General features: G+C 64.8%; 34 protein-coding genes and 1 tRNA gene. 26 read left to right on the top strand and 9 right to left on the bottom strand.

The features are described 5' to 3' along the window. Positions 1–5 precede the first annotated feature (5 nt). Positions 6–431 (top strand): hypothetical protein, encoded by a 426-nt coding sequence (locus QA639_RS25545; protein WP_157340862.1) that lies wholly within the window; start codon positions 6–8, stop codon positions 429–431. A gap of 18 nt (positions 432–449) precedes the next feature. Here the strand turns inward: QA639_RS25545 and QA639_RS25540 are convergent, their stop codons facing one another. Next, positions 450–1307, bottom strand: coding sequence for a LysR family transcriptional regulator (locus QA639_RS25540; protein WP_157340864.1), 858 nt, complete (start codon positions 1305–1307; stop codon positions 450–452). Between the two features lie 115 nt (positions 1308–1422). On the opposite strand from QA639_RS25540, the gene QA639_RS25535 reads away from it, so the two are divergent. Beyond that, positions 1423–1848: a tautomerase family protein gene (locus QA639_RS25535; RefSeq protein ID WP_028336448.1), complete on the top strand. Its 426-nt coding sequence runs from the start codon at positions 1423–1425 to the stop codon at positions 1846–1848. A 3-nt stretch (positions 1849–1851) separates the two neighbouring features. On the opposite strand, the gene lipB is transcribed toward QA639_RS25535, so the two are convergent. Beyond that, positions 1852–2580, bottom strand: a complete 729-nt coding sequence (gene lipB / locus QA639_RS25530; RefSeq protein ID WP_157340866.1) for a lipoyl(octanoyl) transferase LipB — start codon at positions 2578–2580, stop codon at positions 1852–1854. 60 nt (positions 2581–2640) lie between these two features. Here lipB and QA639_RS25525 point away from each other — a divergent pair, with 60 nt between their 5' ends. The 3 genes from QA639_RS25525 to QA639_RS25515 all read left to right on the top strand — a co-directional run bounded on the left by QA639_RS25525 (position 2641) and on the right by QA639_RS25515 (position 3646). Then, a complete protein-coding gene (locus QA639_RS25525) occupies positions 2641–2886 on the top strand; it encodes a FliM/FliN family flagellar motor switch protein (RefSeq protein WP_021080574.1) in 246 nt (81 codons plus the stop codon). A gap of 93 nt (positions 2887–2979) precedes the next feature. After that, positions 2980–3064 (top strand) — tRNA-Leu (locus tag QA639_RS25520). A 207-nt stretch (positions 3065–3271) separates the two neighbouring features. After that, positions 3272–3646: a hypothetical protein gene (locus QA639_RS25515; protein WP_157340868.1), complete on the top strand. Its 375-nt coding sequence runs from the start codon at positions 3272–3274 to the stop codon at positions 3644–3646. Positions 3647–3652: 6 nt separating this feature from the next. Here QA639_RS25515 and QA639_RS25510 read toward each other — a convergent pair whose 3' ends face one another. After that, positions 3653–5032, bottom strand: coding sequence for a polysaccharide deacetylase family protein (locus QA639_RS25510; RefSeq protein ID WP_157340870.1), 1380 nt, complete (start codon positions 5030–5032; stop codon positions 3653–3655). Between the two features lie 96 nt (positions 5033–5128). Next, on the bottom strand, positions 5129–5944 hold the full coding sequence (locus QA639_RS25505; RefSeq protein ID WP_080667185.1) for a polysaccharide deacetylase family protein: 816 nt from the start codon (positions 5942–5944) through the stop codon (positions 5129–5131). Positions 5945–6028: 84 nt separating this feature from the next. Between QA639_RS25505 and mgtE the strand changes: the two genes are divergently transcribed. From mgtE to QA639_RS25435, 14 genes are all read left to right on the top strand, one after another. Further along, positions 6029–7450: a magnesium transporter gene (gene mgtE, locus QA639_RS25500; protein WP_157340872.1), complete on the top strand. Its 1422-nt coding sequence runs from the start codon at positions 6029–6031 to the stop codon at positions 7448–7450. A gap of 126 nt (positions 7451–7576) precedes the next feature. Continuing rightward, a complete protein-coding gene (locus QA639_RS25495) occupies positions 7577–7894 on the top strand; it encodes a helix-turn-helix domain-containing protein (RefSeq protein ID WP_028336443.1) in 318 nt (105 codons plus the stop codon). Between the two features lie 668 nt (positions 7895–8562). After that, on the top strand, positions 8563–8916 hold the full coding sequence (locus tag QA639_RS25490) for a helix-turn-helix transcriptional regulator (protein WP_283087616.1): 354 nt from the start codon (positions 8563–8565) through the stop codon (positions 8914–8916). 144 nt (positions 8917–9060) lie between these two features. After that, the gene (locus QA639_RS25485; protein WP_283087615.1) at positions 9061–9945 is read left to right on the top strand and encodes a hypothetical protein; all 885 of its coding nucleotides are present in this window, start codon (positions 9061–9063) and stop codon (positions 9943–9945) included. After that, complete coding sequence (locus tag QA639_RS25480) at positions 9942–10754, top strand: helix-turn-helix domain-containing protein (RefSeq protein WP_283087614.1); 813 nt, start codon at positions 9942–9944, stop codon at positions 10752–10754. The genes QA639_RS25485 and QA639_RS25480 overlap by 4 nt, the downstream gene beginning before the upstream one ends. Further along, positions 10751–11350 carry a hypothetical protein gene (locus QA639_RS25475; protein WP_283087613.1) on the top strand — a complete coding sequence of 200 codons (600 nt, stop codon included), beginning with the start codon at positions 10751–10753 and terminating at the stop codon, positions 11348–11350. Before QA639_RS25480 ends, QA639_RS25475 begins: the two co-directional genes overlap by 4 nt. A gap of 3 nt (positions 11351–11353) precedes the next feature. Further along, a complete protein-coding gene (locus tag QA639_RS25470; protein ID WP_283087612.1) occupies positions 11354–11602 on the top strand; it encodes a hypothetical protein in 249 nt (82 codons plus the stop codon). Positions 11603–11665: 63 nt separating this feature from the next. Continuing rightward, the gene (locus QA639_RS25465) at positions 11666–12742 is read left to right on the top strand and encodes a hypothetical protein (RefSeq protein WP_283087611.1); all 1077 of its coding nucleotides are present in this window, start codon (positions 11666–11668) and stop codon (positions 12740–12742) included. Then, complete coding sequence (locus QA639_RS25460) at positions 12739–13308, top strand: hypothetical protein (protein ID WP_283087610.1); 570 nt, start codon at positions 12739–12741, stop codon at positions 13306–13308. Before QA639_RS25465 ends, QA639_RS25460 begins: the two co-directional genes overlap by 4 nt. A gap of 157 nt (positions 13309–13465) precedes the next feature. Then, positions 13466–13837, top strand: a complete 372-nt coding sequence (locus QA639_RS25455) for a hypothetical protein (RefSeq protein WP_283087609.1) — start codon at positions 13466–13468, stop codon at positions 13835–13837. After that, positions 13837–14085 (top strand): hypothetical protein, encoded by a 249-nt coding sequence (locus tag QA639_RS25450; RefSeq protein ID WP_283087608.1) that lies wholly within the window; start codon positions 13837–13839, stop codon positions 14083–14085. The genes QA639_RS25455 and QA639_RS25450 overlap by 1 nt, the downstream gene beginning before the upstream one ends. Continuing rightward, positions 14082–14399, top strand: a complete 318-nt coding sequence (locus tag QA639_RS25445) for a hypothetical protein (protein ID WP_283087607.1) — start codon at positions 14082–14084, stop codon at positions 14397–14399. Before QA639_RS25450 ends, QA639_RS25445 begins: the two co-directional genes overlap by 4 nt. Beyond that, complete coding sequence (locus QA639_RS25440; protein WP_283087606.1) at positions 14396–14587, top strand: hypothetical protein; 192 nt, start codon at positions 14396–14398, stop codon at positions 14585–14587. The genes QA639_RS25445 and QA639_RS25440 overlap by 4 nt, the downstream gene beginning before the upstream one ends. A 202-nt stretch (positions 14588–14789) precedes the next feature. Next, positions 14790–15143: a hypothetical protein gene (locus QA639_RS25435; protein WP_283087605.1), complete on the top strand. Its 354-nt coding sequence runs from the start codon at positions 14790–14792 to the stop codon at positions 15141–15143. On the opposite strand, the gene QA639_RS25430 is transcribed toward QA639_RS25435, so the two are convergent. Next, positions 15121–15726, bottom strand: a complete 606-nt coding sequence (locus QA639_RS25430) for a hypothetical protein (RefSeq protein WP_283087604.1) — start codon at positions 15724–15726, stop codon at positions 15121–15123. The two genes, QA639_RS25435 and QA639_RS25430, sit on opposite strands and share 23 nt — an antisense overlap. 377 nt (positions 15727–16103) lie before the next feature. On the opposite strand from QA639_RS25430, the gene QA639_RS25425 reads away from it, so the two are divergent. Further along, positions 16104–16352, top strand: a complete 249-nt coding sequence (locus tag QA639_RS25425; protein WP_283087603.1) for a hypothetical protein — start codon at positions 16104–16106, stop codon at positions 16350–16352. Positions 16353–16361: 9 nt separating this feature from the next. Next, complete coding sequence (locus QA639_RS25420; RefSeq protein WP_283087602.1) at positions 16362–16868, top strand: hypothetical protein; 507 nt, start codon at positions 16362–16364, stop codon at positions 16866–16868. Positions 16869–16975: 107 nt separating this feature from the next. Here QA639_RS25420 and QA639_RS25415 read toward each other — a convergent pair whose 3' ends face one another. Together QA639_RS25415 and QA639_RS25410 are read right to left on the bottom strand one after the other, a co-directional pair. After that, positions 16976–18358, bottom strand: a complete 1383-nt coding sequence (locus QA639_RS25415; RefSeq protein ID WP_283087601.1) for a tyrosine-type recombinase/integrase — start codon at positions 18356–18358, stop codon at positions 16976–16978. A gap of 378 nt (positions 18359–18736) precedes the next feature. Next, the gene (locus QA639_RS25410; protein WP_157340874.1) at positions 18737–19279 is read right to left on the bottom strand and encodes a DUF6428 family protein; all 543 of its coding nucleotides are present in this window, start codon (positions 19277–19279) and stop codon (positions 18737–18739) included. A 49-nt stretch (positions 19280–19328) separates the two neighbouring features. Here QA639_RS25410 and QA639_RS25405 point away from each other — a divergent pair, with 49 nt between their 5' ends. From QA639_RS25405 to QA639_RS25390, 4 genes are read left to right on the top strand one after another with little or no spacing between them, the layout of a single operon-like run. Beyond that, the gene (locus tag QA639_RS25405) at positions 19329–19685 is read left to right on the top strand and encodes an ArsR/SmtB family transcription factor (RefSeq protein WP_028336441.1); all 357 of its coding nucleotides are present in this window, start codon (positions 19329–19331) and stop codon (positions 19683–19685) included. Next, a complete protein-coding gene (locus tag QA639_RS25400; RefSeq protein ID WP_283090622.1) occupies positions 19685–20371 on the top strand; it encodes an aquaporin in 687 nt (228 codons plus the stop codon). The genes QA639_RS25405 and QA639_RS25400 overlap by 1 nt, the downstream gene beginning before the upstream one ends. Further along, entirely contained in the window at positions 20368–20790 is a 423-nt protein-coding gene (gene arsC, locus QA639_RS25395; protein WP_028336439.1) for an arsenate reductase (glutaredoxin), read from the top strand. Before QA639_RS25400 ends, arsC begins: the two co-directional genes overlap by 4 nt. Continuing rightward, positions 20787–21947: an MFS transporter gene (locus QA639_RS25390; RefSeq protein ID WP_157340879.1), complete on the top strand. Its 1161-nt coding sequence runs from the start codon at positions 20787–20789 to the stop codon at positions 21945–21947. The genes arsC and QA639_RS25390 overlap by 4 nt, the downstream gene beginning before the upstream one ends. Before the next feature lie 87 nt (positions 21948–22034). Here QA639_RS25390 and QA639_RS25385 read toward each other — a convergent pair whose 3' ends face one another. Beyond that, positions 22035–22925, bottom strand: coding sequence for an SDR family oxidoreductase (locus QA639_RS25385; RefSeq protein ID WP_198400073.1), 891 nt, complete (start codon positions 22923–22925; stop codon positions 22035–22037). A 98-nt stretch (positions 22926–23023) separates the two neighbouring features. Next, positions 23024–23908 carry a LysR substrate-binding domain-containing protein gene (locus QA639_RS25380; RefSeq protein WP_157340881.1) on the bottom strand — a complete coding sequence of 295 codons (885 nt, stop codon included), beginning with the start codon at positions 23906–23908 and terminating at the stop codon, positions 23024–23026. Between the two features lie 80 nt (positions 23909–23988). Here QA639_RS25380 and psrA point away from each other — a divergent pair, with 80 nt between their 5' ends. Then, positions 23989–25119, top strand: coding sequence for an iron-containing alcohol dehydrogenase PsrA (psrA, locus tag QA639_RS25375; protein WP_157340883.1), 1131 nt, complete (start codon positions 23989–23991; stop codon positions 25117–25119). Positions 25120–25134: the final 15 nt, after the last annotated feature.

The raw sequence follows: 25134 nt of genomic DNA, 5'->3' as shown, positions 1-25134 counted from the left end.
CCTCGATGTGCAGCACCTGTTCCCGTGCATTCGGAGGTTGGCTTGCGGGCTGTGGTGCCGCGACCGCGGTGATTTCCGCCGTCGGTCAGACCGTTCTGATGATGACGTCGCACGGCGATGTCGCGCGGCTGCTCTACGGCATCGTCGTGATGCTGCTTCCGTCGGCCGCGGTCTTCGTCATCACCTGTCTGCTCACGGCAATTCCCACTGCGATCGTCGTCTGGTTCACTGAGGAGTTCCATATCAGGGCCGCGGGATTTTTCGCCTGCGCAGGCGCGGCGATCGGCGCGTTGAGCATCACTGTCCTTCTACGATCCCCGGCTGTCTGGACATCCGGACTGGTTTGCCTGTTCGTCGTGGCCGGGTTTGTCGCCGGCCTGACCTACTGCTTCGTCATGTGCGAACTGGCGACAGGCGAAGACTCGATGTGAACCGCTGCGAGGTTCAACCTATGCCGCAGACGTCACGCTCCGAAACGTCGCAGCCAGCGTCCTGAGCGCCGCGAGCTTGGCGGCATCGCCGACCTTGGAATGCAGCATCACCTTCGACGTGCCGAGCCGCGGCAGCTTGTGGGCAGGGCCGATATCGACCAGGCCCGGCGGCGCAATCCGGCGGACGAGGGGCGCGACGGCAAGCCCTGCAAGCGCGGCCGCCACCACCGCGGTGACGCCGCCGCCGACGAAGCCTTCGGTCCAGGCGATGCCGGCCTTGTCGAGCGCCCGCACCGCGAGGGCGCGCACGCCGCAGGGCGGGGCGAGGGTCGCGAGCGGCAGCGCATCGCCGCGCGGCCAGACGAAGCGTTTGGCGGCGAACCAGCCGAATTCGTCCTCGGTCAGCTTCTCGCCGCCGCGCCGGCTGCCCTCCTGGCGAACGATCACGGCGTCGAGCTCGCCGGAATCGTAAGCATCGAGCATTTCGCGCGAGAAGCCGATGGTCACGGAGAGGGCAAGCTGGGAGGCCATCGCGTGCAGCCGCTCCAGCAGCGGCACCAGCTCCGGGCCCGCGGCGTGATCGCTGATCCCGAGCGTGAGCTGCTGCCGCGCCGGTTTCTCGCCGGCCAGCGCGCGATCATGCACCTCGATCAGCGCGCGGGCGTGCTGCAGGAAGGCCGCGCCGTCGGCGGTCAGCCGCACCGCGCGCGGCGAGCGCTCGACCAGCCGCTTGCCCAGCACCGTTTCGAGCCGCTGCAACTTCATGCTGATCGCCGCTTGCGTGGTGCCAAGCGCCTCGGCTGCGCGGGTGAAGCCTTGCAGCTCGGCGACCAGGAGGAAGGCCTGCACGGTGTCGATATCGAGCGTGGTGGTCATGATCAATGATCGTTATCATTGCTATCAATCTAGATAAGATACCAAGATGATGCGCGAAGGTCTAGCTAGAGGAGGCGCGATTGACCCGCGCCAACCGGATTCAAGGAGACCGATCATGCCGCTCATCACCGTCACCTACGCGACCTCGCGCGAGAGGCCGTCGCTGAAATCCGACATCGCCGCCGCCGTGTCGGACCTGACCGCCGGAATTCTGCACAAGGATCCCAAGGTCACCGCGATCATTGTGAAGTCCGCCGATGCGGCCGACTGGTTCGCGGGTGGCAAGTCGCTCGCCGAGCAGGGGCTCGCGAGCTACTGGCTCGACATCCACGTCACCGAGGGCACCAACACCAAGGACGAGAAGGCGGCCTATCTCGCGGCGCTGTTCAAGCGGATGGGCGAATTGCTCGGGCCGCTCCACACCGAGAGCTACGCCCATGTCGATGAGGTGAAGGGCGACGCCTACGGCTTCGGCGGCCTCACCCAGGAGCGCCGCTATATCGCCGGCAAGCTCGAGGTCGCGCCGCAGAAGGCGGCGTGAAGCCTATGACGTCGCTTCCGGCAGGCGCGCTGCGGTGTCGCCGAACACCTCGGAAAAGGCCTGCCGGAGCGCGACGTCGACATCGGCCATGGTGACCGGCAATCCGAGATCGATCAGCGAGGTGACGCCGTAGCGCGGATCGACCACGCCGCAGGGCACGATGGCCTGGAAGTGTGCAAGATCAGGCTCGACATTGATCGCGATGCCGTGGAACGAGACCCAGCGGCGCAGCCGCACGCCGATCGCGGCGATCTTGTCCTCATGGCCTGGTCCCTTGTCCGGGCGCCGCACCCAGACCCCGACGCGGTCCTCGCGGCGCTCGCCGCGGACGTTGAAGGCGGCGAGGGTGCGGATGATCCATTCTTCCAGCGAGGCGACATAGGCGCGCACATCGGGCCGGCGCCGCTTGAGGTCGAACATCACATAGGCGACGCGCTGGCCTGGGCCATGATAGGTGACCTGGCCGCCGCGTCCGCTCTGGAAGGTCGGAAAGCGCGGCGCGAGCAAATCGTCGGCCTTGCCGCTGGTGCCGGAGGTATACAGTGGCGGGTGCTCCAGCAGCCATACCAGTTCGGGGGCCGAGCCCGCTGCGATCTTCGCCACCCGATCGTCCATTGCGGCGAGCGAATCGGGGTAGGGCACCGCGCGGTCCGAAATCCGCCATTCGACCGCTTCGCCGCCCGAAGAGCGCGCAAAGGTCGTCAAATCGAGGTTTTGGCGGTCGTTAACCATTAGCTAACCCTAACGTGGTCAGGTGAACCCACAATCTAGTTCCCGTTCGGCGGTTCAGAAGTGCCCACCCTCGATAAAGTCAGCGTTGATCTCATGGTGGTCCTCGGTACCACCACGATGCCGATTCACCAGGTCATGCGGCTGTCCCGCGGCGCCATCATCGAACTGGATGCCACCGAGGCCGACGAGGTCAAGATCCTCGCCAACAACCTGCCGGTGGCCAGCGGCGTGGTCCTGGTCGACCGCAACCGGATTGCGGTCGAGGTCAAGCAAATGCTGCCGAAATCTCCCGGGGTTCGCAGTTAATTCCCGCATTAATCGCCTTGTCCCTGCATCCGTGATTTGTTACATGGCCCCGTCGATCCGGCGGTGCCTTCGGGGTTCCATCCGGTATCCCAAGCGCTCGTGGCGGAATTGGTAGACGCGCTGCCTTGAGGTGGCAGTGGGTAACACCGTGGGGGTTCGAGTCCCTCCGAGCGCACCATGCCTCAACTAATCCTTGAAATCGCTGAGGTTTTCGTAGCGCGGCCGCTCGCCGGCCGCGCGTGACCCATGTCCAGACTTGGAGCTGGCTGCTGAGGCGGAGATGCCGCTCGATGCGAATCTGTAACGCCGACCGAATAGATGCCGGTACCGCGGCCGCCGATTCTGCCGATCGCGCGCTGCGAGCTTGCCTTACCCGGAGCGCCTGATGATCTTTGCCAGCTACGTCTACCGTGTTGTCTCCAACTTCGTGTTCCTGGGGCTGGTCTATTTCACGCTGAACCTTCTGGAGAAGTACGAGCAGCGCGCGACGGTCGCGATTCTGGTCCTGGTCTATGCGGCGATGCACGCCTTTTCCGGTCTGCGCTCGTTCTATTTCTTCCAGCGCATCGAGCACTTGGAGGGCGAGACGCGACGGCTCGCCGCGGCGGCCGGCGAGGGGCCCAATGCTGTCGCCTCGCGCAGGCAGATCGTCGCCGATGTCACCGTGCTCAGGCATGCCGGCGAGATCAAATCCTATATCGACATCTTCTTCCTGGCGCTGGTGATCCTGCTCTGCGTCGCCAAGATCGTGGCCGGCTAGATCACGTCAATCAGGCACGCGCTTGCCGGCCGCCGACGCCTCGGCGCGCGGCGTGCGCTTCTTCAAATTATTGGCGAGGTGAACTGAAGCATTGTCCGCAGCCGGCGGCGCGACATGCAAGGGGGCGCCATGGGCTCGGCCGTGCGCCGCGGCGGGCCCTTGATGCGCGGCCTGCTTCGGATGCCTGGCCTGGCGCGCGGAGAACGCCTGCGCGCGCGGTACGCCAACGCCAACGGCCGCACGCTGCGCGAGGCGGCGATTGGCCGCCGATCGGGCCGCGAGCAGGGTCAGGTCGAGCGCTTCGGGAACGCGGAACACGTCGGACGCCGGGACCGGCAATGTCGGGACGGTTGCGAACCGCGCAAGCTGGGGCTGCGGCCACAGCGTGCGGACGGGCATCGCGACCCGGGTGCGCTGTGCGTGGTCGAGGATATCGGCATCGCGCCAATCCATGTCGGCAAACACCGGGGCAGGCAGCGCCCGCGTCGCGGTGAACACGAAGTTCGGAATTTTGGGCCAGCGCGTGGTCGCCACCGTCTCGGTCGGTGGATGCAGGTACCATTGCTGCGGCTGGGTCGGCGTCGCCGGGCGATCGGGCGTTGCGGGCACGACATGAACGATCCGGTAGCCGCGCTCCTTCAGCGTGTTGAGGATGCGCGGCAGCGCCGCAACGGTGCGCGGCTGAATGTCGTGCAGCAGCAGGATGCCCTTGCGCTTGGCTTCGATCCGCTGGATCGCGAGGTCATAGACTCGCTGCGGCGAGATGTGGCGCCAGTCGTCCGCGGGGAAGTCGGCGCTCCAGACCTGGATGCCCTGGGACGCCAGATAGGCCTCCGGGATCTCGGCGCGCATCAGGCCGGGAATCCGGAAGAACGGCGCGAGCTTGCTCTTGTCGCCATTGAGGGCTGCGAGCGTCGAGGCAATGCCGTCGTCGACCTCCTGCCGCATCTTCTCGAGCGGCATCTTGTTCATCGTCAGCGGATGGTTCTGGCTGTGCGTGCCGACCGTGTGTCCGGCTGCGATCAGCTTGCGCACGCCCTCCGGATTGAATCGGGCCTGGGAGCCGATGGTGAAGAAGGTCGCCTTGACGCACTGGCTGGCGAGAATGGCCAGCACCTGGTTGCTGTATTTCGGCAGCGGCCCGTCGTCGAAGGTCAGTACCACTTCGTGATCGGCGAGCGGCAAGGTCTCCGGATACTGCATGGTGCCGATCCGGGGATGCTCCTTGGGATCGACGACGAGGGTCCGCGAGGTGCCGAGTGCGTTGGGGTTAGGGCAATCTGCAGCGAGGGCAGCGTACGGCGTCATCAAGCCGCAGCCCAGCAGCGTCGCGCGGACCACGGTCCGCGACCGCTTCCGGATCATCACCAGGACGTTTGCAATCATCGAATCTCGGCCGCATTCCAAACGCACTGACGAATCCTTAGGTGCGGCGCCATGAATGCCGCCTTAACGGTCTGTAATCCACCATGGGTCCCGGGTTCAATGTGTCCGGTCGGACACGGTTTTCAGCGCCGCCGGGACGATGTGGACGACGTGGTATTTATGCTCCTGCAGGTACCTCAAGAAGGCGGGCAGCATCTCGGCTGTCCGCATTTGCGGATCATGCAGCAGGATAATTCCCTTGCGGTGGCCTTCGAGCCGCCCGGTGAGCAGCTTGAGTTCCTCCTCGGGGGTCATCTTGTTCCAATCGCTGGCCCAGAAATCGGCTCCGAACACCGCGATACCGCGCTTTTCCAGGTGGTCCAGCAGGGCGGGTGTCGATTCGAAATAGGGGAACCGGAAGAACGGCGTGCTCGGAATCGTGCTCTCGGTGCCACGTAGGGCCTTCTGGATCGCTTCGATCCCCCGGTTGATGTTCGCCTCGGCCTGATCCAGCGGGAGTTTGTTGAGATGCGGATGGTCCCAGCTGTGATAGCCGATGGTGTGGCCGAGGCGCGCGATCTTGCGGACCATATCGGGATGATCGGCTGCGTTGCGGCCGACCATGAAGAAGGTTGCCTGCACGCATTCGGCCGCCAGCGCCGTCAGCACCTTGTCGGTGACCCCCGGCGTCGGTCCGTCGTCGAAGGTCAGCACGACCTCGCCATCCCTGAGCGGCAGGGTCTGCGGAAAGCTCTTCAGCCCGACGCGGGGATAGGTCGCAGGGTCGACCTCGAGCACACGTGAGGTGCCGAGCGCGTCCTTGCGCTGGCATTCGGCGGCGTGCGCCGAGCCGAACACTGCAACAGGCGCGAGCGCGACCAGCGCCGCGAAAGCCTTCCGGAGCGGTCGCGGTGCGCTCGACATCTTTCTCATTGCACTGGGCCCCACCGATTAGGTAATCCGTTCCGCACTCATCCAACCAGTTTTTCCCCTCCTGTCAAACCGGCGAAACACGGCATGGCCGAGAATTTCGACGTTGCCGAACCCGCCGAGGCCGATCCGCTGGCCCGGATGCCGATGCGGGACGAGGAGGGCGAGCTCCGCGGCGAATTCGTTGCGGCGATCACCCGGGCCATCCACGCCGCCGACCGGCCGCTGCTGTGCGAGGTGGTGGCGGAACTGCACGAGGCCGATCTCGGCGACCTGATTGCGGCGCTGGCGCCGGACGACCGCGTCACCCTGGTCGAGATCACCGGCGCCGATTTCGACTTCTCGGCGCTCAACGAGGTCGACGAGACCGTCCGCGAGGAAATCCTCGAGGAACTCGAGCCGGAGACGGTTGCCGAGGGCGTCCGAGAGCTCGAATCCGACGACGCCGTCGAGCTCCTGGAGAGCCTCGACGAAGAGGACCAGGAAGAGATCCTGGAGAAGCTGCCGGCGGCCGAGCGCGAGGACATCGAGCGCAGCCTGCTGTACCCGGAGAATTCCGCCGGCCGGCGGATGCAGACCGAGTTCATCGCGGTGCCGCCGGATTGGAATGTCGGGCAGGCGATCGACTACATGCGCGACACGCCGGATCTGCCGGACCGCTTCTACGAGATTTATGTGGTCGACGCCGACAAGCATTTGCTCGGCGCGGTGCCGCTCGACGTGCTGCTGCGCGCGCGCCGCCCGGTTCCGATCAAGGACCTGGTCGATGAGGACCGCCGCCGGGTCTCCGCGCTGGAGGACCAGGAAGAGGTCGCGCGGATGTTCGGCAAGTACAATCTGGTCGCAGCTCCGGTGGTCGACACCATCGACCGGCTGGTCGGCGTGATCACCATCGACGACGTCGTCGACGTGATCGAGGAGGAGGCCGACGAAGACTTGAAGGCGCTCGGCGGCGTCACCAGCGACGAAGAGCTGTCCGACACGGTGTGGACCATCGCCCGCGGCCGCTTCAACTGGCTCTTGGTCAATCTCGCCACTGCGTTCCTGGCCTCGTCGGTGCTCGGCCTGTTCGAGGGCCAGCTCGAGAAGATGGTGGCGCTCGCGGTGCTGGCGCCGATCGTGGCGAGCCAGGGCGGCAATGCCGCGACCCAGACCATGACGGTCGCGGTGCGCGCGCTCGCTACCCGCGAGCTCGGCTCCTACAACGCGATGCGGGTGGTGCTGCGCGAGACCATGGTCGGGCTCGTCAACGGCATCGCCTTTGCCGTCATCACCGGCGTCGCCGCGGTGGCCTGGTTCAAGATCCCCGGCCTCGGCATCGTGATCGGGCTTGCGATCATCTGCAACCTGGTCGCCGGCGCGCTCGGCGGCATCCTGATCCCGATGGTGCTGGAACGGGTGCGGGCCGATCCGGCGGTCGCCTCCGGCACCTTCGTCACCACCGTCACCGACGTGGTCGGCTTCTTCTCGTTCCTCGGCATCGCCACGCTGTGGTTCGGCCTCAAGTAACGCGCTCGCGGGCAGGGCGGCGCATGGTTCGGGCGCGAGCCGCGCCGGGCCGCTTATCGTTAATCCGAACTTAACGCGCTTCATCGATGATGCCGCTATCTCCAAGGGGCCATCACGGGGGCCATCATGCAGCGGTTGCGGCTCAAGGCGGACGGACGGATCGTCGAATTGCGCGACGGGCAGGAAATCCCGCTCGTGCCCGCACATCCCGACCAGGCGATGCAGCCTGCAGCCGCGCAGCCGGCCGTACGCGATCTGCGCCGCCGGGCCCAGCTCACCCAGCTGGAATTCGCCGCCAAGCTCGGCGTGCCCGTGGAGACCATCCGCAACTGGGAGCAGGGCAAGCGCGCGCCGCGCGGACCTGCCCGCGCGCTGCTCGCCGTGATCGCCCATTCGCCGGAGACGGTGTTCGCCGCGCTGTCGAGCGAGCCGACGGCGGCTTGAGCGGCTAGGGCGCGCTCCCCCCATCATTGCTGCAATCTCGGTGTCGTCCCTGCGAAAGCAGGGACCCATACTCCGCGGCCCGTGTTGTGAACGGGACTCGTCGTTCGACCGTCCCGCAACAAAGCCGATCTGTGGTTATGGGTCCCTGCTTTCGCAGGGACGACAGCGAGTGTGTTGCACGACCGGGCGTCAAACTTCCACATTCTCGCGACACGATTTGCCCGAGCTTTGCTCTTCGTTTCGCCGCTCTGGAAACAGAGGGCGCAGGGAAAGTCGGGTGCCGATCGCGCCCGTGGGTCCCGCGTAATAAAAAACGCGGGAGGTAGGACCACAGGTGTAACCGGAAACGACCCGGCTTTCCCTGCGCGATGGGTTACGGCTTATACGTGCTCTCCCCGGTGAGACTGGGCTTGTTTGTCACCGTCTTCACAACGCGCATCGCGCAATGCGAAGAGACACCTGCCGCTAGGGCGTCAGGACCACACGACTTGAAGTCCAGCGCTATTTTTCGGGCTGCGATAATGAAAGAAACCGCTGTGCTGCAGCGGTTTTTGTAATTTACACCGGGTATGAAAAAAGCCCGCTCAAACCGGGTAGGCCCCAATAGGCTCTATTTCACACATGCCGGGATTTGCAGACGGCCCCGGTTACCCTGCGCGTTTCCACCAATGAAAGCGTTTTTGATTTTTACGGTGTTATCGAGCCTTCAGGTGATGTCCAGAAGGTTCAACACGATGACAAAAGAAGACGTCGCGCTCGATAGGACCGGCATCCGGATCATGCTTTCCGAGACGCAAGTTCTGCAAATTGTCCCGGTCAGCTCGGTGACGTTGTGGCGAATGGTGAAGCGCCGCGAGTTTCCAAGTCCGAGCTTTATCACGCCGAACAAGAAGGTCTGGTTCGAGGACGAAGTCGCGGCGTGGCAGGCGTCGGTCACTGGACGCATTCGCGGGCGTCGTAGGACCTCGCGCGAGCGTGAAGCCGCTGCAGCTGCGATCACCGAGAACACCCCCACCACCTGACAACGAAAACGCCGCCTCCGGTGAGTGAGGCGGCGTTCTGCATTTCAACCGACCGAGCGAAGGTCGGGGCGTCCGCGTTACCTGCGCGTCCCCGTTCTACCGCCCGGTCAGCCGCCCGACAAGGGCGCAGGGAGTGCCGAGTCCATGACCGAGCAAATTCAAACTAGTACGAAAAAGGTCCGGAGCCGTGGTCAGCGGTCCCGCGACATCATCGACGCGATGGTTCGCATTGTCGCCGCCGCCCAGCCAATCACCGGGCGCGGTGTCGGCTACAAGCTGTTCAACGAGGGCCTGACGGCCTCGATGGGCCGCGCCGACATGGCGGGCGTCTATCGCCTGCTCAAGATCGCGCGTGAGGAAGGCACGATCCCTTGGTCATGGATTGTTGATGAATCCCGCGAACTCGAACAGGTGGCAAGCTGGGATGACCCGGCCCAGTTCGCAGACTGCGCGGCCATCTCCTACCGGCGCGATTTCTGGCAGCAGCAGCCGGTCCGCGTCGAGGTCTGGTCCGAGAAGGGCACGGTGCGCGGCGTGTTGCAGCCGGTGCTCGACGAGTATGCCATCGGCTTCCGCGTCATGCACGGATTCGGCAGTGCGACGATCGTCAACGACGTCGCGCAGTCCAATGACGATCGTCCACTGATCATCCTTTACATCGGCGATTTCGACCCGAGCGGAATGTACATGTCGGAGCGCGATATTCCGGAGCGGCTCCGCCGCTATGGCGGCAACCACGTTTCGGTCGAGCGCATCGCCTTGCTTCGCAACGATTGCAATCGGCTCGGCCGACGACCCGCCTTCAATGTCAGTGAGAAGAAGAAGGACCCGCGCGCTGCGTGGTTTCGCAAAGCCTATGGGCAGTGGTGCTGGGAGCTTGACGCCATGGACCCCAACGACCTGCGCGCCCGCGTCGAGGGCATGATCGAGCGCCACATCGAGCCCGTCGCCTGGGAGCGCTGCCGGCTCGTCAACGAGGCCGAACGGGACTCGCTGCGGGAGGTCCTCGAAAGTTGGAAGGCGCTATGACCGAGCCGCGCGACGACACGACGCCGCTCAAGAACCCGTCGACCTTCAAGGCGCGCGATGCGTGGATTAGCGCGGTGCTCGTCGCTGACTTGCCGCACGCGACCGCGCGCGTCGCCGCCGCCATCGCGATGCATCTCAACGTGAAGGCCGGCATCTGCAATCCGGGCAGTCAGACCCTCGCCGACGCGAGTCGTGTTTCCAAACGATCGATCTATCGGCACGTCGAGTTGCTTGAACGCACGGGGTGGATCGAAGCCGAGCGGACTGCCGGAATCCTCAACCAGTTTTACCTGCTGACCAGTGCCAAACCTATGGCACCGGTTGCTCAACAGACCAGTGCCAAACCTATGGCACGGGTACTAGTGACAAATTCAACATCTACCGGTGACACAGCTCTGTCACCAGACCAGTGCCACACGGTGGCAGCACATAAAGAGCGTAGAACGAAGAGAACAGCGAAGAGAGCGAAGAAAGACTCTCGCGCTGTCGCGCGAGTGAGTGAGCATCCCGATTTCGATCGCTGGTACGCGGCGTACCCGCGCCGCGTCGGACGGCTGGCAGCTGCCAAGGCCTACCAGAAGGCCGTTGATCAGGGGGCTTCCCCGGCCGAGCTGCTCAACGGCGCGATGCGATTCGCCGCCGAGTGCGACCGCGATCGCAGGGAGGCGCGGTTCATTCCGCACCCGGCGACGTGGTTGAACGCCGGCCGCTGGATGGACGAGCAGAAGCCCGCAAGCCGGGCCATCAGCAGCTACGACGAGTCGATCCTGCGCGGCCTCGGCTTCACCGACGATGGAAGCGAGCCATGAGCAAGATCACACGGATCGACGATTCCAACATTGCCGGCCTCGGCAATCTCAGCCACGTCAGCGAGGCGCTGTACGGCGCGCTCGCGGATCGCGAGGCCATCCCGCTGCTGCTGAACGAATGCGGCTATCTCGATTGGCTGGCGAACGCCAAGCACCAGTATCGGCGCAATCTCGAAGAGGCCATCGCCAGCGGCGAGGCCGTGCAGGCCGAGCATCCGTGGCTGTTCGGGCAGTTGGAAACGCTGTGCGTCCGGGCAACGATCGACGATATCCGCAGAGAGCTGGCGATCTTGTACATGGCTTTCCCCGCGAAAGACGCCAATCTGGCGAACTTCATGCACATCGTGTTCAGCGACGTCGTCAACGCGCGTCCCTCGCACTTCGTGCTCGCCGCCGCGTGTCGCCAGCTGAGACACACCGTCGAAGTCCGTCCGCCGATTGCCAAGATACTGCGGGCGATGAAGCCGACCACCGACGATCCCGAGCTGCGTTGGCTGTATCATGCGGCAGCGAACCTCGCCGCTGTCCCTGCGCTGGTCGCGACGGCGCGTCGGCGGCTGGTGCTTGGCGACTACATCGAGAACCGCAGGCTGTGACCGATGCTCCGCCGCCCGCCACACCCACCGCCGAATCCTGGCCCCGACGAACACCGCCGCGCGCGACGCCGGCAGGAGCAGCGGCGCTACCGGGCGAACCACAAGGCCGGGATCAGATTCACGCGGGTGGCGATCGACGGCGACGTGATCAGCTGGCTGCAGGCCGAGTATCCCGGCCGTTGCAGTCCCGATGACCTCGTCGACATCGGCCGGCTGATCGCCGCGATCCTGAAGGCCTCGGCGCGAAAATAAACCGTGAGCGCTCTTCATCGACCCGCCTTGCACCGTGCCATGCTCGGCCATCAGGAGGGCGTCATGAGTTTCGATCGAACCATCGCACCGCTGCGGCCCGACCATCGCGAGGCCGCGCGCATGGAGCGCCGCTCTTGGCAGCGCGCCGTCGCCTGCCACGCCATCGCCAGCGCCAACGGCCGGAAGCTCAATCCGTCTCGCGTGCTGAAGGCCGAATGGCCAAGCGACACCCGCGCCGAGCTGATCTTGCGCTCGGCAGTGTCGCCGACCGACACCACGACATTCCCCGGTTTCGACGCCGTCACCGCCTTCCGCGCGATCGCGCCGGGCTCGGCGGCGCTGAAGCTGTTCACCCATGACGGCACGCTGCGGCTCGACATGAAGGGCCTCAGCACCATCGGCATTCCCGAGCTTGCCGCATTGCCGCCGACCCCCGTGTTCATCGCCGAGGGCGCGCCCGCGCCGGCCGTCGAGTTCACGCTCGCCAAGGCCGTGCTCGGCCCGGTCAAGAAAATCCTGCTGCTGTCCGCCGCCTCGGCCGAGATCGAGAACGCAACGCCGCAGGGCGCGGTCGCCGTGATCGGCAAGGTGATGGCCGATCGCAGCAACGCATCGATCGACGCCACCGTGTTCGACGCCAACCCGGCCAGTGACATCAGGCCTGCAGGGCTGTTGAACGGCGTTGCGGCGATTGCGCCGAGCGCGGCAACCGATCCGGTCGACGCGATGGCCGAGGACATCAGCAACCTTGCCGGCACGATCGCCGACGCCGGCATCGACGTTAGCGACGTCGTGTTCATCGCACCGCCGCGCGAGTGGATGATGCTGCAGCTGCGCAGCGGCTCGAACTTCAGGAGCGAGGTGCTGCCGTCTGCGGGCGTCGCGGCGAAGACGGTGATCGCGGTTGCGCCGGCAGGCTTGTCCTGCGGATACGACGGCGTGCCGACGATCGAGACATCGAAGGAAGCGTGCATCCATTACGAGGACACCGCGCCGGCCGACATCAGCGGCAGCGGCGCTCTTGCTACGCCGACGCGCTCGTTTTTCCAGACCGACGTCGTCGGCATCAGGCTGCGCAGCAATCTGGCTTTCGCGGCTGCGCGCGGGGCTGTGGCCTATGTGGAGGGAGTATCGTGGTGAGCAACAGCGAGCGCCTGCAGGCGATGAAGCGTGAGTTTGCCGAGAAGCTCGACGAGCAGCAGCATGGCCGGGCGGATCAAGCCGGCAATGCCGTCGTCATGCGCGCCGAGCAGCCGGACAATGCCGAGCTGGTCGCCGAGGCCTTTGCGCAGCCGCTGGAGAGCTTGAACGATCGGCACCGTCGCGAGATCGCCGAAGCCGAGCAACGCCGCTGTGCGGCCCGCGCTGCGCACGAGACCGACGCGACGATGCATCGCCGGATCAAGGCCGAGGTGCTCGCCGAGGTCACCGCTGCGATCGATCAACGGATCGATGTGCGGATCAAGGCGCTCGCCGAAGATGTCGGCAAGGCGTTCGACGAGCTTTGGGAAGACTTCGCCGCAGAAATGCATAAGTCCATCGGCGAGATCAGTGCCGAGAACGGCAAGGCCATCGCCGAGCTTTCCGTGGGCCTGCGCGACTCGGTGAAGGCCATGCCCGAGCGGTTCGAGGCGACGCTGCGGCGGATGGAGGCAAAGGTCGACGCGGCAGTGCGCGGCGAGGTGCTGCCGCCAGTGCTGAACTGATGCCCCTCGGCGGGTTCCAGCTTTTAGGGGTTGGGGGGAGGTTCGGAAAAATGGAAGTTCCTTAAGTTCCGAGCGCGGCGGCGCACCGACGTTAGGCCTATTATTGTTTTCGGAGTAAAACGGAACCGAAAACGCCAAATGCTGCGAATCCAGCCAAATGAACCGTTCCCCATCCGCTGCCATCGCGATCTACCAGCCCGGAACCGCACCGGAACCGCCGGCAACCCTCGGCGAACATGGCCGCAAGCTGTGGGGCGACATTCTCGCCGACTGGGATATCTCGAACGTCTCCGACCTCGCCATTCTGGAGCAGGCCTGTCAGGCCCATGACCGCGCCGAGCGGCTGCGGCTGCTGATCGCCGAGCAGGGCGAGATGCTCGTCACCGCCGCCGGATCGAGCAAGCCGAACGGCTGCATCGCGCTGGAGCTGCAGGCGCGGGCGCTGTGCGCGCGTCTGATCGGCAAGCTGCATCTGACCGACGAGCCGAAGCGCGGCCCCGGCCGGCCGCCAAATCCGCGAGGCTGGTGATGCTGTTGGCCTATCGTGGAGCGCCGGGCATTTCCGACCGGGCCGGCGAAGACCTAATGGACCGGCTCGACGCGCTGTATTTTGCCGCGCACCGCGAGGCCAAGGGTTCGATCAAGCGACGCCGCGCCATCGCGCGCTATGCTGGCCTGCTCGACGCGGCGAAGCGCCGGTTCACCATGTGGCTCGATTTCGACGAGTGGCTTTACCTCAACGATCACCGCTATCTCGACACGCCGATCGACCCATGAGCAACCCGCGCGCCAGACCCGCCCTCCGCATCACCGACGACATGATAAATCTCTATGCCCGTGGCCTGAAGCTGATCGAACTCGGCTACGGCACCCCCGGTGATCCTCGGCCGCAGCATGATGCCTTCGTCGAGATCGACAAGGCGTTGTGCTGGACGCACTGCAAGGTGTTCACGGTCTCGGTGTTCGAGGACCTCGATGCCGATCCGCCGGACTACTACGCCACGGATTCCGTGGTGTGGGAGGAATGGCCGGTGGCGCGAGCGTGGAAACAGGCGCTGCAGGCCGCGCTCGCGGCGCGGCGGGATCGATGACCGAGGCCGAGCACGAGGAGCGTATCGTCGCCGCGATCATGCAGGCGATCGGCGAGGCCTCGACGCTCGATGGCAGCGATCCGGCGATCGTCGCGATTCACGTCAACACCGTCGCCCGCGCGTTGCGGCGCTGCAGCTGGATCGTCGAGCGGCTCGGCGAGCAGCGAACGTGCGGTGGAAAGGGGTAGCCGGCCCGCCCATGCGTTCGATCGACCTCACCAGCACCGAACATCGGCCAACCCGCCGAACGCATCAGCGAGGCTCGCAGGCCGTTTAAAGCCATGTAACTAAAAGTTACATAGTCTGTACGACACACGTTCGTATAGCCCGTTGATCCGGGCGATTTGGCGTGCATTCTTCGCAACTCCCGCCGCACCGGAGTCCCCGCCGATGCCGAATTTCGAGATCGCGTGGTCACGCCGTCCCGCGCGCACATGGCGCAGCAAAAATCCCGGTAGCTTCGTCGTCGAGGCCGCGTTGACCGAGCGCGTGCTGCTCGCTGGCCAGCCGGCGCACCGGCTGGTTTGCACGCTGGCATCGATCGGCGAGGACAAGCTCGACGACATCGGCGAGCGCGACGCCTTCTGGCACGCGGTGCGCAAGCGGCTCGGCCGGCTGCATCGCCTCACTGGTCGCGACCGCGACGAGGTCGAACAGCAAATCGCATGGCGCGTGCCTCGGCCGCTCCCGGCGACGGCGACAAAGAGCTGGCACCGATCGCTTAGCGAGCCTTCGGCTTCCTAGGCTTGGGTGCTTTTCGATGGGTAATCAGTTGATCGCGTAGTTGCTGCGGCAGCAATTGCGGCGCTTCGCGGAATTGAAAGCTGTGGAAACCATCGTCGAGTATTAGAAGGCCGTCTCTCACGGCTACAAGGTCCTTTGAAAGCGCCCAAATATCTGCCGCGCTGGTGTTCACATATTCCTTGGTTGTGAGGACGGGCTGCTGACGCGACTGGGGCCTCTCAATTCTTGTCTTGTCGGTCCGCCGCAAGACGATCGTGTCGAGCATGGTGACGCGCCAGCTATCATGAACATAGCGATTGCGTTTGGGCATGATGTGATTCTGAATCTCAACGAGGATCAATTCTAAGTCGTCGTACCAGTCGCTGGGAGCCTTCGTACTGATGGCGAGCCCTCTTGCAACCGTAAGTTTTTTTAGCAGATCAATCTGATTGACGAAGAGATCAAATTTTTCGCCCTTGAGCCCAGACATTCGGCTGATGAGCTGCGTTAATATGCTCTCCAGCTCGGCGTAATAGATGCACAGGTAGCCGATGGCGCTGGCGTGGTCGGCTAGTTCTTTGGGGCCGAGAGATTTTGATGTCATCGTGGCGGGATCACTGCGGATACGATCCCTGAAGGCGTTGAACTTGCTCTGGTAGATACATTCGATCCGCACCGCAAGCGGCGCAGGCTATCTGTAGATGGTCATGGGCAACCCGAAACTCTGGTGCCTTGTCCGGGGAAGGCGCTTCCATGAATGGGAGGAGCTTCTCGCAAACCGAGCATGTTACGGCGAAGTACCACTTGCCAGCCTCTACGATTGTCATGATCCGCAGTCCTCCCTTCCATGATCGAATCAGAGCTGATTCGCCGGAACGATGCGCCATCCGCGCGGTAGAAATGCGGGGATAACCACACCCATCGGTTGCCAAGCGCATGTGGCAAGTCACCATGCGCAGTCTGGCAAGCAGAGGGCAGCCGATGAAGAACCCGCAGGCGATGAGCCTCGCCGAGCTGGCGCAGGAGATGAACAAGCGCGAGGACTCGCTCGATCATCTCATCGCGAAAGCCGAGATCGTCCGACGACAGACCGAGGCGCAGCTCGAAGCGACGCGCGCGACGACCCGAAATGCGAGCTACATGCTGGTGTCCGTGATCGTAGCGGCGCTGTCAGCGGTGGCAGCGGCGGTGTCGGCCTATTTTGCCTATCTCGCGTCGCTGCCGAAATAGGACGGCGAAATGAAGCCGGAGAACTGGATCGCCATCTACGCCGCAATCGTTGGCACGGCAGCCTTCATACTGAATTGGCGCACGTGGTTCGAGAAGCGGGTGCGGCTGCACTTGTCGTTGATGCCGGACGCCGTCTTGATTGGAGGGGAGCGAGGCGAGGACGAAAAGGATTTGATGGTCGTCACTGTCGTCAATCGAGGTGGGCAGGCGACCACGTTAACGAGCCTCACTGTCCTGCGCTTCGACAACCGATGGAAGCGATGGCGAGTGCGGCCCTCCAAGAGCTACTTCATTCCAAATCCGCAGGTTGGTGGCACCGGTTCGCTCCCGCATGAGCTTGATCCCGGCAAGAAGTGGGTGGGCGCGGCGCGCTCGCGACCGGATGTCATCTCCGACGTTCGCGACGGCACCTACTGCTTCGGAGTCTACGCGACGCACCGAGACCGGCCCTACCTCATCCACATTCCAAAGCCGCGCTCCAAGTTGCCGCCGGGCACAAAGACCCTCCCGCAATAGCCGGCCGCTACCGAGCAAGTTTCACGAGCTTTCAAAATTGAAAACCCGGCCAGCGATGCGCTGACCGGGCTGGATCAAATCGTGCGCATGCGCACGATTCGCGTCGATCACGCCGCCAGCGGCAGCTCGTCCTGATCGACGGCCTGCATCGGCTCGGCGATGATCCGCTTGATCTCGGCTGCGATGCCGTCGAGTACGTTGCGCTTCTGCTGCATGCGCTTGGAGTGCACATAGACGCCGGTCACGCGGTTGATCTTCTCGCCGTCGTCCTTGGTCACCGCATGGTCGAGGCACTTGGCAATCGCGGCCTCGCTGTAGCCGAGTTCGCCGGCCAGCGTCGCCGCCGTCCGCCGCAGATCGTGTGGCGTGAACGGCTTCAGGCCGAGCACCTTGCAGAGGCCCGGCAACTCCTTGTCGGGGCGGCCGCGCAACGCCGTCGCCAGCGCGGTGCGGTGGATCGGCTGGCCCTTGATGGCCGGGCTCTCGAACACGAACTGCTGCGCGTCGCTGGTCAACGCCTCGGTGATGATCTCGACGGCCAAGCTGCTCAAAGGCTGCTCGATCACGCGGCGTTTCTTCACTCGCTTCGCCGGCACGTCAAAGCGGGCATTGTCGCCCTTGAGGTCGAACAGCTCGTCGCGGTGTGCGCCGAGCAACTCGCGAGAGCGCAACATCGAAACCAGCTCGAACTTGATCGCGAGGCGGGTCCGGCGATCCCACGGCAGATCGGTGCGATCGAGCCCATGCCAAAGCGTCCTGATCTCGTTCTCGTCGAGAACCCGCTTGCGAGCGTGCTCCTTGGGCAGCTTGGGCAGGCGATAGCACGGCCGGCAGGTCTCCGGCACGTAGTCGCGGCCGGCCTCGCCGGCCCATGTGTACAGGCCGCTGACGGCGCGGCGCATGTGCCGGGCGTTGCTGATCGAGGGCACGCCGAACTTGCCGGCTAGAATGTCGTTCGACAGTTCGGCGACGTCCTGCCGCGTCACGTCGCTGGCGATCCTGCGGCCGAGCCTCGGCTCGACGAAGCGGTTGAGGTGGCTCGCGACATTGGACCAGCTCTCGACCCTCGGCCGCATCTCGCCGTCCGACTTGCGCTCCAGCCCCTGCATCCACGCGATGCGCAGCTCGATGATCTCGGCGACCGTCTTGCCATGCTTGCCCTTGACCGCCTTGGTCTGGCGCAGCTGCTCGACCAGCGCGGCCGGATCGAGGGCCTTGAGGCCGTAGACCTTGCTGCGGGCGTCGTCGACGCGGAAGGTCTCCGGATTGTAGACGCCGAGCAGCACAGTGCGCTGCTTGCCGGCCGCCGGATCGGTGAACCGGTAGCTAAAGCTCGCAGCGCCGCTCGTCGTGATCGAGACGTACAGGCCGGGGACGCGGCGGTCGTAGATTTTCGTCCGGGTGGTGACCCGCTTCTCGCACATGCGATCGACGAGGACGACGCTGCCGGCGCGGCTGCGTTTGGCGGTGGTCGTGGTAGTCTCAGTCATGGTTTCAGCTCTCCAAAAGTTGGGATCATGCCGGCCCCTGCGCTTGGAGCTGCCCGCTGTTGGGCGTAGGGCCCGGCCCTGTTTTTGGCGAAATCCGCTGAAAGCGGCTGAGAGAGGGTAGAAGGAAAACGCTTATTCCAAAGGGTTTTCTTGCTTTCACCGGCTTTCACCGGCCTTCAAAATATAGTCCACACGACTTCACCGTCCACCTCAGTCACGCGTCGTCGGTCGTGACCTCGGCGTCCATCGCATCTCACCGCAACACTCCTGACGATGCGCAGCGCCCCTCGATCGGGTGAGACGGGTTATTCATACATTGAGTTGCCTTTCGGATAAAGCGAAATATTTTTGCTCCGAGGGCTTGACCCGTCGGGCAACTCAGTGATCGGCAATTTCCGGGCAGCAGGACTGTTTGGCTCTCGGTGCGCAGCAGGACTGCTGTTCCTGCAGCCATCGGTCGCGCGGCTTGCAACTCGACGGGCGCGCCGAGAGATAGACCCGGATCGCCGCGTCGCCGGCATCCATGCGTTCCGCCCGATAGATCTGCATCGGCCGAACACCGTCGCTCACCTCAAAGGTCAGCCTGGCTTGCGGGTCGAAGCCGACCGCCTCGTCGACCTTGCGGATGATCGCAAGAAACTTTCCGGCCGGCATGTGGCCGCGGTTGTCCTCCTCGATGTCCCAGAGCTGAATGAAGGTCTCGCTCCAGCTCTCCGGGTTCGCGCCGCAATCGAGCGCCCTGAACGAACCGGTCTTGACTTCGGTCACGTGGTAGCTGGGGCGGACGTCCCGGCCGTCGTAGCTGAATATCAGCGGCTTCTCCTTGTGCGCCTCGAGGCTGGAAAGGAGGGCTGCGGATGACAGCTCTTCCACCGGAAGCAGGGCGCCGACGATCGAACGGGTATTGGCAAGCGTGTCCATGGCTGCTATCCTCATTTCAATGATTATTGAATTGTAGGATTATCGAAAGATGGAGGAGCGTCAAGCCCGAACCGCGTTTGCCGCGCTGTCGCAGGAAACGCGGCTGCGGATCGTGCGGCTGCTGGTCCAGGCGGGTCCCGAGGGGATGGCCGCGGGGGCGATTGCGGAGGCGGTCGAGGTGTCGCCATCCAACGTGTCGTTCCATCTGAAGGACCTCGAGCACGCCGGCATGATCGTGCCACGCCGCGAGGCGCGCTCGATCATCTACTCGGCGGATTTCACCGGTTTGCGCGACCTCATCGCCTTCCTGATGAAGGATTGCTGCGCGGGCCACCCGGAGATCTGCGCGCCGGCGCTCGCCGCTGCCCAGTGCAAGCCTTCCACGGGGAAGAAGGCGCGTGCCTGATGCGCGATTTCGATCTGCCACGGCGCCTTGCGGCTGAATGTCTCGGCACGTTGCTTCTGGTCGCGACCGTCGTTGGCTCCGGCATCATGGCAGAGGCCTTGACCAAGGACGTGGCGCTGGCGCTGCTCGGCAACACGCTGCCGACCGGCGCCATTCTGGTGGTGCTGATCACAATCCTTGGACCGATATCCGGCGCGCATTTCAATCCGGCGGTCACGCTGGTGTTCACGCTCAAGGGCGAACTCCGCCCGCCGCACGCCGCGCAGTACGTCGCGGTGCAGGTGCTCGGGGGAATCCTGGGTGCGATGGTCGCGCATGTCATGTTCGGCCTGCCGCTCCTGGAGTTCTCCGCCAAGGCGAGGACCGGGTTCCCGCAGTGGTTTGCGGAATTCGTTGCCGCGTTCGGATTGGTCGCAACGATCATCGGTGGCCTGCGGTTTCGTGAGGCCGCTATCCCATGGCTGGTCGGGCTCTACATCACGGCCGCCTACTGGTTCACCGCGTCCACGTCTTTCGCCAACCCGGCTGTTGCCATCGCGCGATCATTCACCGATACGTTTTCCGGTATCCGCGCGCAGGATCTGCCGGGATTTATCGTCGCCGAGATTCTGGGGGCGATGGTCGCGCTGGCGCTGATGACGTGGCTCCTGCGGAAGAGCGAAACGAAGATGGAAGCAATCCGATGACGATCACGATCTACCACAATCCCGATTGCGGGACGTCGCGCAACGCCCTCGCCATGATCCGCCAAAGCGGGGAGGAGCCGGAGATCGTCGAGTATCTCAAGACGCCGCCCGCGCGCGACACGCTGATCTCGCTGATCGCGGCCATGGGCATGACGCCCCGCGCCCTGCTCCGCGAGAAGGGCACGCCTTATGCGGCGCTCGACCTTGCCAATCCGAAATGGAGCGACGACGAGTTGATCGATTTCATGATCGCGCATCCGATCCTGATCAATCGGCCGATCGTGGTCTCGCCGAACGGCGTGAAACTGTGCCGGCCGTCCGAGGCCGTGCTTGAACTTCTCGCCACTGACATTGGCCAGTTCGTCAAGGAAGACGGAGAAGTGGTTCCGCCCAGGACGCCGGGTGCGCGCGCCGGATGAGCCGCCGTGCAGACAACGTCCTGATCGTTGCGCTCGGGACCACGCAAACCCTTGCCTGGGCGTCGAGCTATTATCTGCCCGCCATCCTCGCGGACCCGATTGCGCGGGACCTCGGCATCTCGACGAACTGGCTGTTCGCCGCGTTCTCGATGGCGCTCGTGATCTCCGGGCTGCTCGGTCCGCGGGTCGGCCGCCAGATCGACCGGATGGGGGGACGCGAGGTGCTCTGCGCGTCCAACCTCATTCTGGCGTCGGGGCTGATCCTGCTCGGGCTGTCGCAGAGCGGCGTGCTGATGGCGGTGAGCTGGTTGTTGCTCGGCGTCGGCATGGGCCTTGGCCTGTATGATGCAGCCTTCGCGGCGCTCGGGCGCATTTACGGCAGCGCCGCCCGCCGCTCCATCACAGGCATTACCCTGATCGCGGGTTTTGCCAGCACCATCGGCTGGCCGCTGAGTGCGTGGGGGCTCGCAACCATCGGCTGGCGCTGGACCTGTTTCGGCTGGGCCGCGGCGCACATTCTGATCTGCTTGCCGCTCAATGGCTTCCTGATTCCCAGGCTGAAGCGGGAGCATCGGATCGCGGCCGACACGCCGAAGCCGCACATTCCCGTCGACCGCGCGATGGTGTTGCTCGCCTTTGCCTTCGCCGCCGCCTGGAGCGTGACGTCGGCGATGGCGGTTCATCTGCCGCGAATTCTGGAGTCGCTCGGTGCGACGCAGGCGCAGGCGATCGCGGCGGGCGCACTGATCGGTCCGGCGCAGGTGGCGGCGCGCATTGTCGAAGCGAGCCTGCTGAAGCGGTTCCACCCGCTCTGGTCAGCGCGCCTGGCCTGCATCACACATCCCTTGGGCGCCTGCGTCATCGGCCTGTTCGGCGGCGGCTTCGCTGGAATCTTCGCGCTGTTGCACGGCGCGGGGAATGGAATCCTGACGATCGCGCGCGGCACGCTGCCGCTGGCGATATTCGGTCCGAAGGATTACGGCTACCGCCTGGGACTGCTCGGCGCGCCGTCGCGACTGTCTCAAGCCCTCGCGCCCCTTGTATTCGGATTCCTGATTTCGCCGCTCGGCGGCTACACGCTTGCGGTCACGTCGGCCCTCAGCCTGGCCGCGCTGTTGGCATTGATCGCGCTCAAGGCCGAGCCGAAGGCTCCTTAGCGGTAGCGGATGGCGGCGGCATCGGTGTCGGCAAGGCCGGCCGATCCGCGCACTCTTTCGGCTCGATCTCAATCGTGCCGACACCCCCTAGGGAGGTCCAGCGCCGCCTGACGAGCCATAGACCTGACCGTTGGCGAAGCTCGCGTCGGCGGCGGCAAGTTGCACGTAGATCGATGCCAGCTCGACGGGCTGGCCGGGTCGGCCGAGAGGGGTATGTCCGCCGAAGTTTTCCAGCTTCTCCATCGATGCCCCGCCGGACACTTGCAGCGGGGTCCAGATCGGTCCCGGCGCGACGGCGTTGACACGAATGCCCTTTGGTCCGAGCTGCTTTGCCAGCGACTTCACGTAGTTCATCGTCGCAGCCTTGGTCTGGGCATAGTCGTATAGGTCGGGCGAGGGATCGTAGGCCTGCTCCGAAGCCGTACCGATGATCACCGCGCCCGGCTTGAGATGCGGCAGCGCGGCCTTGATGATCCAGAACGGTGCATAGACATTGGTCTTCATCGTCGCGTCGAAATCTTCCGAAGAGACGTCCAGGATGGACTCGCGCGCTTGCTGCCGGGCTGCGTTGTTGACGATGATGTCGAGGCCGCCAAGCCCGTCGATCGAGCGCTTGACCAGCTCCTTGCAAAAACCTTCGTCGCGAAGATCGCCAGGAATTGCCAGACCGTTGCGCTTCTCGGCCCTGATCAGGCCGATGACCTCCTCCGCATCGGGCTCTTCCGAAGGAAAATAGTTGATGGCGACGTCGGCGCCCTCGCGCGCGAAGGCGATCGCAGCGGCGCGCCCCATGCCGGAGTCGCCACCCGTGATCAGCGCCTTGCGCCCGGCGAGCCGGCCCGAGCCGCGATAGCTTCGTTCGCCATGGTCCGGCCGCGGCTCCATCTTGCTTGCAAGACCGGGCCAGGGCTGGCTTTGCCGCCTGAACGGCGGTTTCGGATATTTGCTGGTCGGGTTCTCGAGCGGCTTGCTGACCATTGGCTGCTGTCCTTTCCGAAAGGGTTGATGGCCTAACCGGCGGGACAGGGAATCGTTGCTAACGCCCGGGGATGGAGGCGCTGGGGCGAAGGTCGCCGCTAGTTGCGATCCGTACCCTTCATGCGCCGGACCGTGTCGATGAACGCTTTGATGATCGGCGAGTGGCCGCGGCCGCTGTGATGGGCGATGCTGTACTGGGTCTTGATGGTGCGGTCGCTGATCTCCAGCGCGCGCAGATTGGGGTGCGGCACGAATTCGAAGTCGGCGACGACGCTGATGCCGAGGCCGCGCTCGACCGCCTTCCACACGCCCTCGCGGCTCTCGATCTCGAACACCGGTTCGATCTTGATGCCCTCGGCCTGCATCGTGGCCTCGAACGCGCGCCGCGTGGTCGAGCCGCGCTCGCGCAGCACGATGGGCTGGTCGGCCAGCTCGCGCAGCCTGACCGACTTGCGCTTGAACCAGGGATGATCGCGGTTGACGAACACGATCACGCGGTGGGTGCGGTAGGGGATCATGGTAACGCGCGGATCCTCCGGCACCTCCGCCAGGATCGCGACGTCGGCCTCGAAGTCGACGATGTGGCGGAAGGTGCGTTCGGAATTGCCGAGCAGGGTCGAGATCTGCACCTCCGGATGATCGCGCTTGAACGCCGCGATGATCTCGGTGGCGTGAAACGGCCCGACGGTCGCGACCCGCAGGTGTCCCTTGGTGGCCTTGCCGTGCGCGGCCAGGAGGTCGTGCGCCTCGTCGCAGAACGTCATGATGCCGCGGGTGATCTCGAACAGCGCGGCGCCGGCTTCGGTGAGTTCGGTGTGCCGCGGCTTCCGGATCAGGAGCTCGACGCCATAGGTCTCCTCCAGCTCCTTGACCTGGATAGTTAGCGTCGGCTGACCGACGTTGAGCACGCGCGAGGCCGCGGTGAAGCCGCCATGGGCGGCGACCGCGTGGAAGGCGCGGAGCTGGCTGAACACTATTGACATAATCAATAGAACGCATCCGTAGAATGAATTTGTCAATAGCAGCCAGCGCCGTACCTTCGCGCCAAACGGAGGACGCGCTGATGGACTGGACTTATTCCAACCCGGTGAGGATCGAATTCGGAGCCGACAGCTTCGACAAATTACCGGCGCTGATCGGCAAGCGCGCCTATGCGCTCGTGACCTATGGCGAGCCGGTCTTCGGCGAACTCGAGCGGCGGCTGCGCGCCGCGGCGGGACCGTCTGTCCTGACCATCCGCGACGTCGCGCCCAATCCGGACTACCGGCTGCTCACCGAGCAGAGCGCGCGCTTTGCCGGGCTCACGAGGCAGCCGGAGGTGATCGTCGCGCTCGGCGGCGGCTCGGTGATCGACTCCGCCAAGGTGTTCGCGGCCGCCGGCGGTGACTTCGCGACCGTCAAGACCTATCTGGAGACGCAGCAGGGCGCCGAGCGCCTCGCGGCGATCCCGATCATCGCGGTGCCGACCACTGCGGGCACCGGCAGCGAAGTGACCTGCTGGGGCACGGTGTGGGACGAGGTCAACGGCAAGAAATACTCGCTGGCGCGTGCGTCGCTTTATCCGACCCATGCGGTGATCGATCCTCGCCTGATGCTCGGCAAGCCGCAGCTCCTCACCATCAGCACCGGGCTCGACGCGCTGTCGCATGCACTGGAGAGCATCTGGAACCTCAACAACAACCCGGTGTCGGCCAACCACGCGGTGGCCGCGGCGCGCAGCATCCTCGACGTGCTGCCGAAGCTGGCCGGTGACCTCGGCAATCTCGAGCTGCGCAGCCACATGGCGCAGGCGGCATTGTTCGCAGGCCTCGCGTTCTCCAACACCAAGACCGCGATCGCGCATTCGCTGTCCTATCCGATCACGCTGCGGCACGGCGTGCAGCACGGCATTGCCTGCTCGTTCTCGTTGCCGATGGTGCTGCGGAGCGTCAAAGGGGCGGGAGGGCTCTGCGAGGAGAGCTTGAAGCAGATCTTCGGCGCCGATCTGGCGCGGGCCGCCGACGAGCTCGAGGACTTCATGGCGCGGCTCGGCATCTCCTGCAATCCGGCCGCCTACAGGATCGAGCGTGCGGAATGGCACGCGCTGATCGCGGACTCGCTCGAAGGCGAGCGCGGCCGCAACTTCCTGGGATCGAAGGAACGGCTGATCGAAGCAGCGCAGACGCAGCGGATGCCGAGTGCGGTGAACGCGTGACGACGGCGCAGTGAC

This window comes from Bradyrhizobium pachyrhizi, assembly GCF_029714545.1.
In the GTDB taxonomy this organism is placed as follows: domain Bacteria; phylum Pseudomonadota; class Alphaproteobacteria; order Rhizobiales; family Xanthobacteraceae; genus Bradyrhizobium; species Bradyrhizobium pachyrhizi.
The sequence above is the reverse complement of the archived record's forward strand: the minus strand, read 5'-3'. Positions and strand labels throughout refer to the sequence as shown.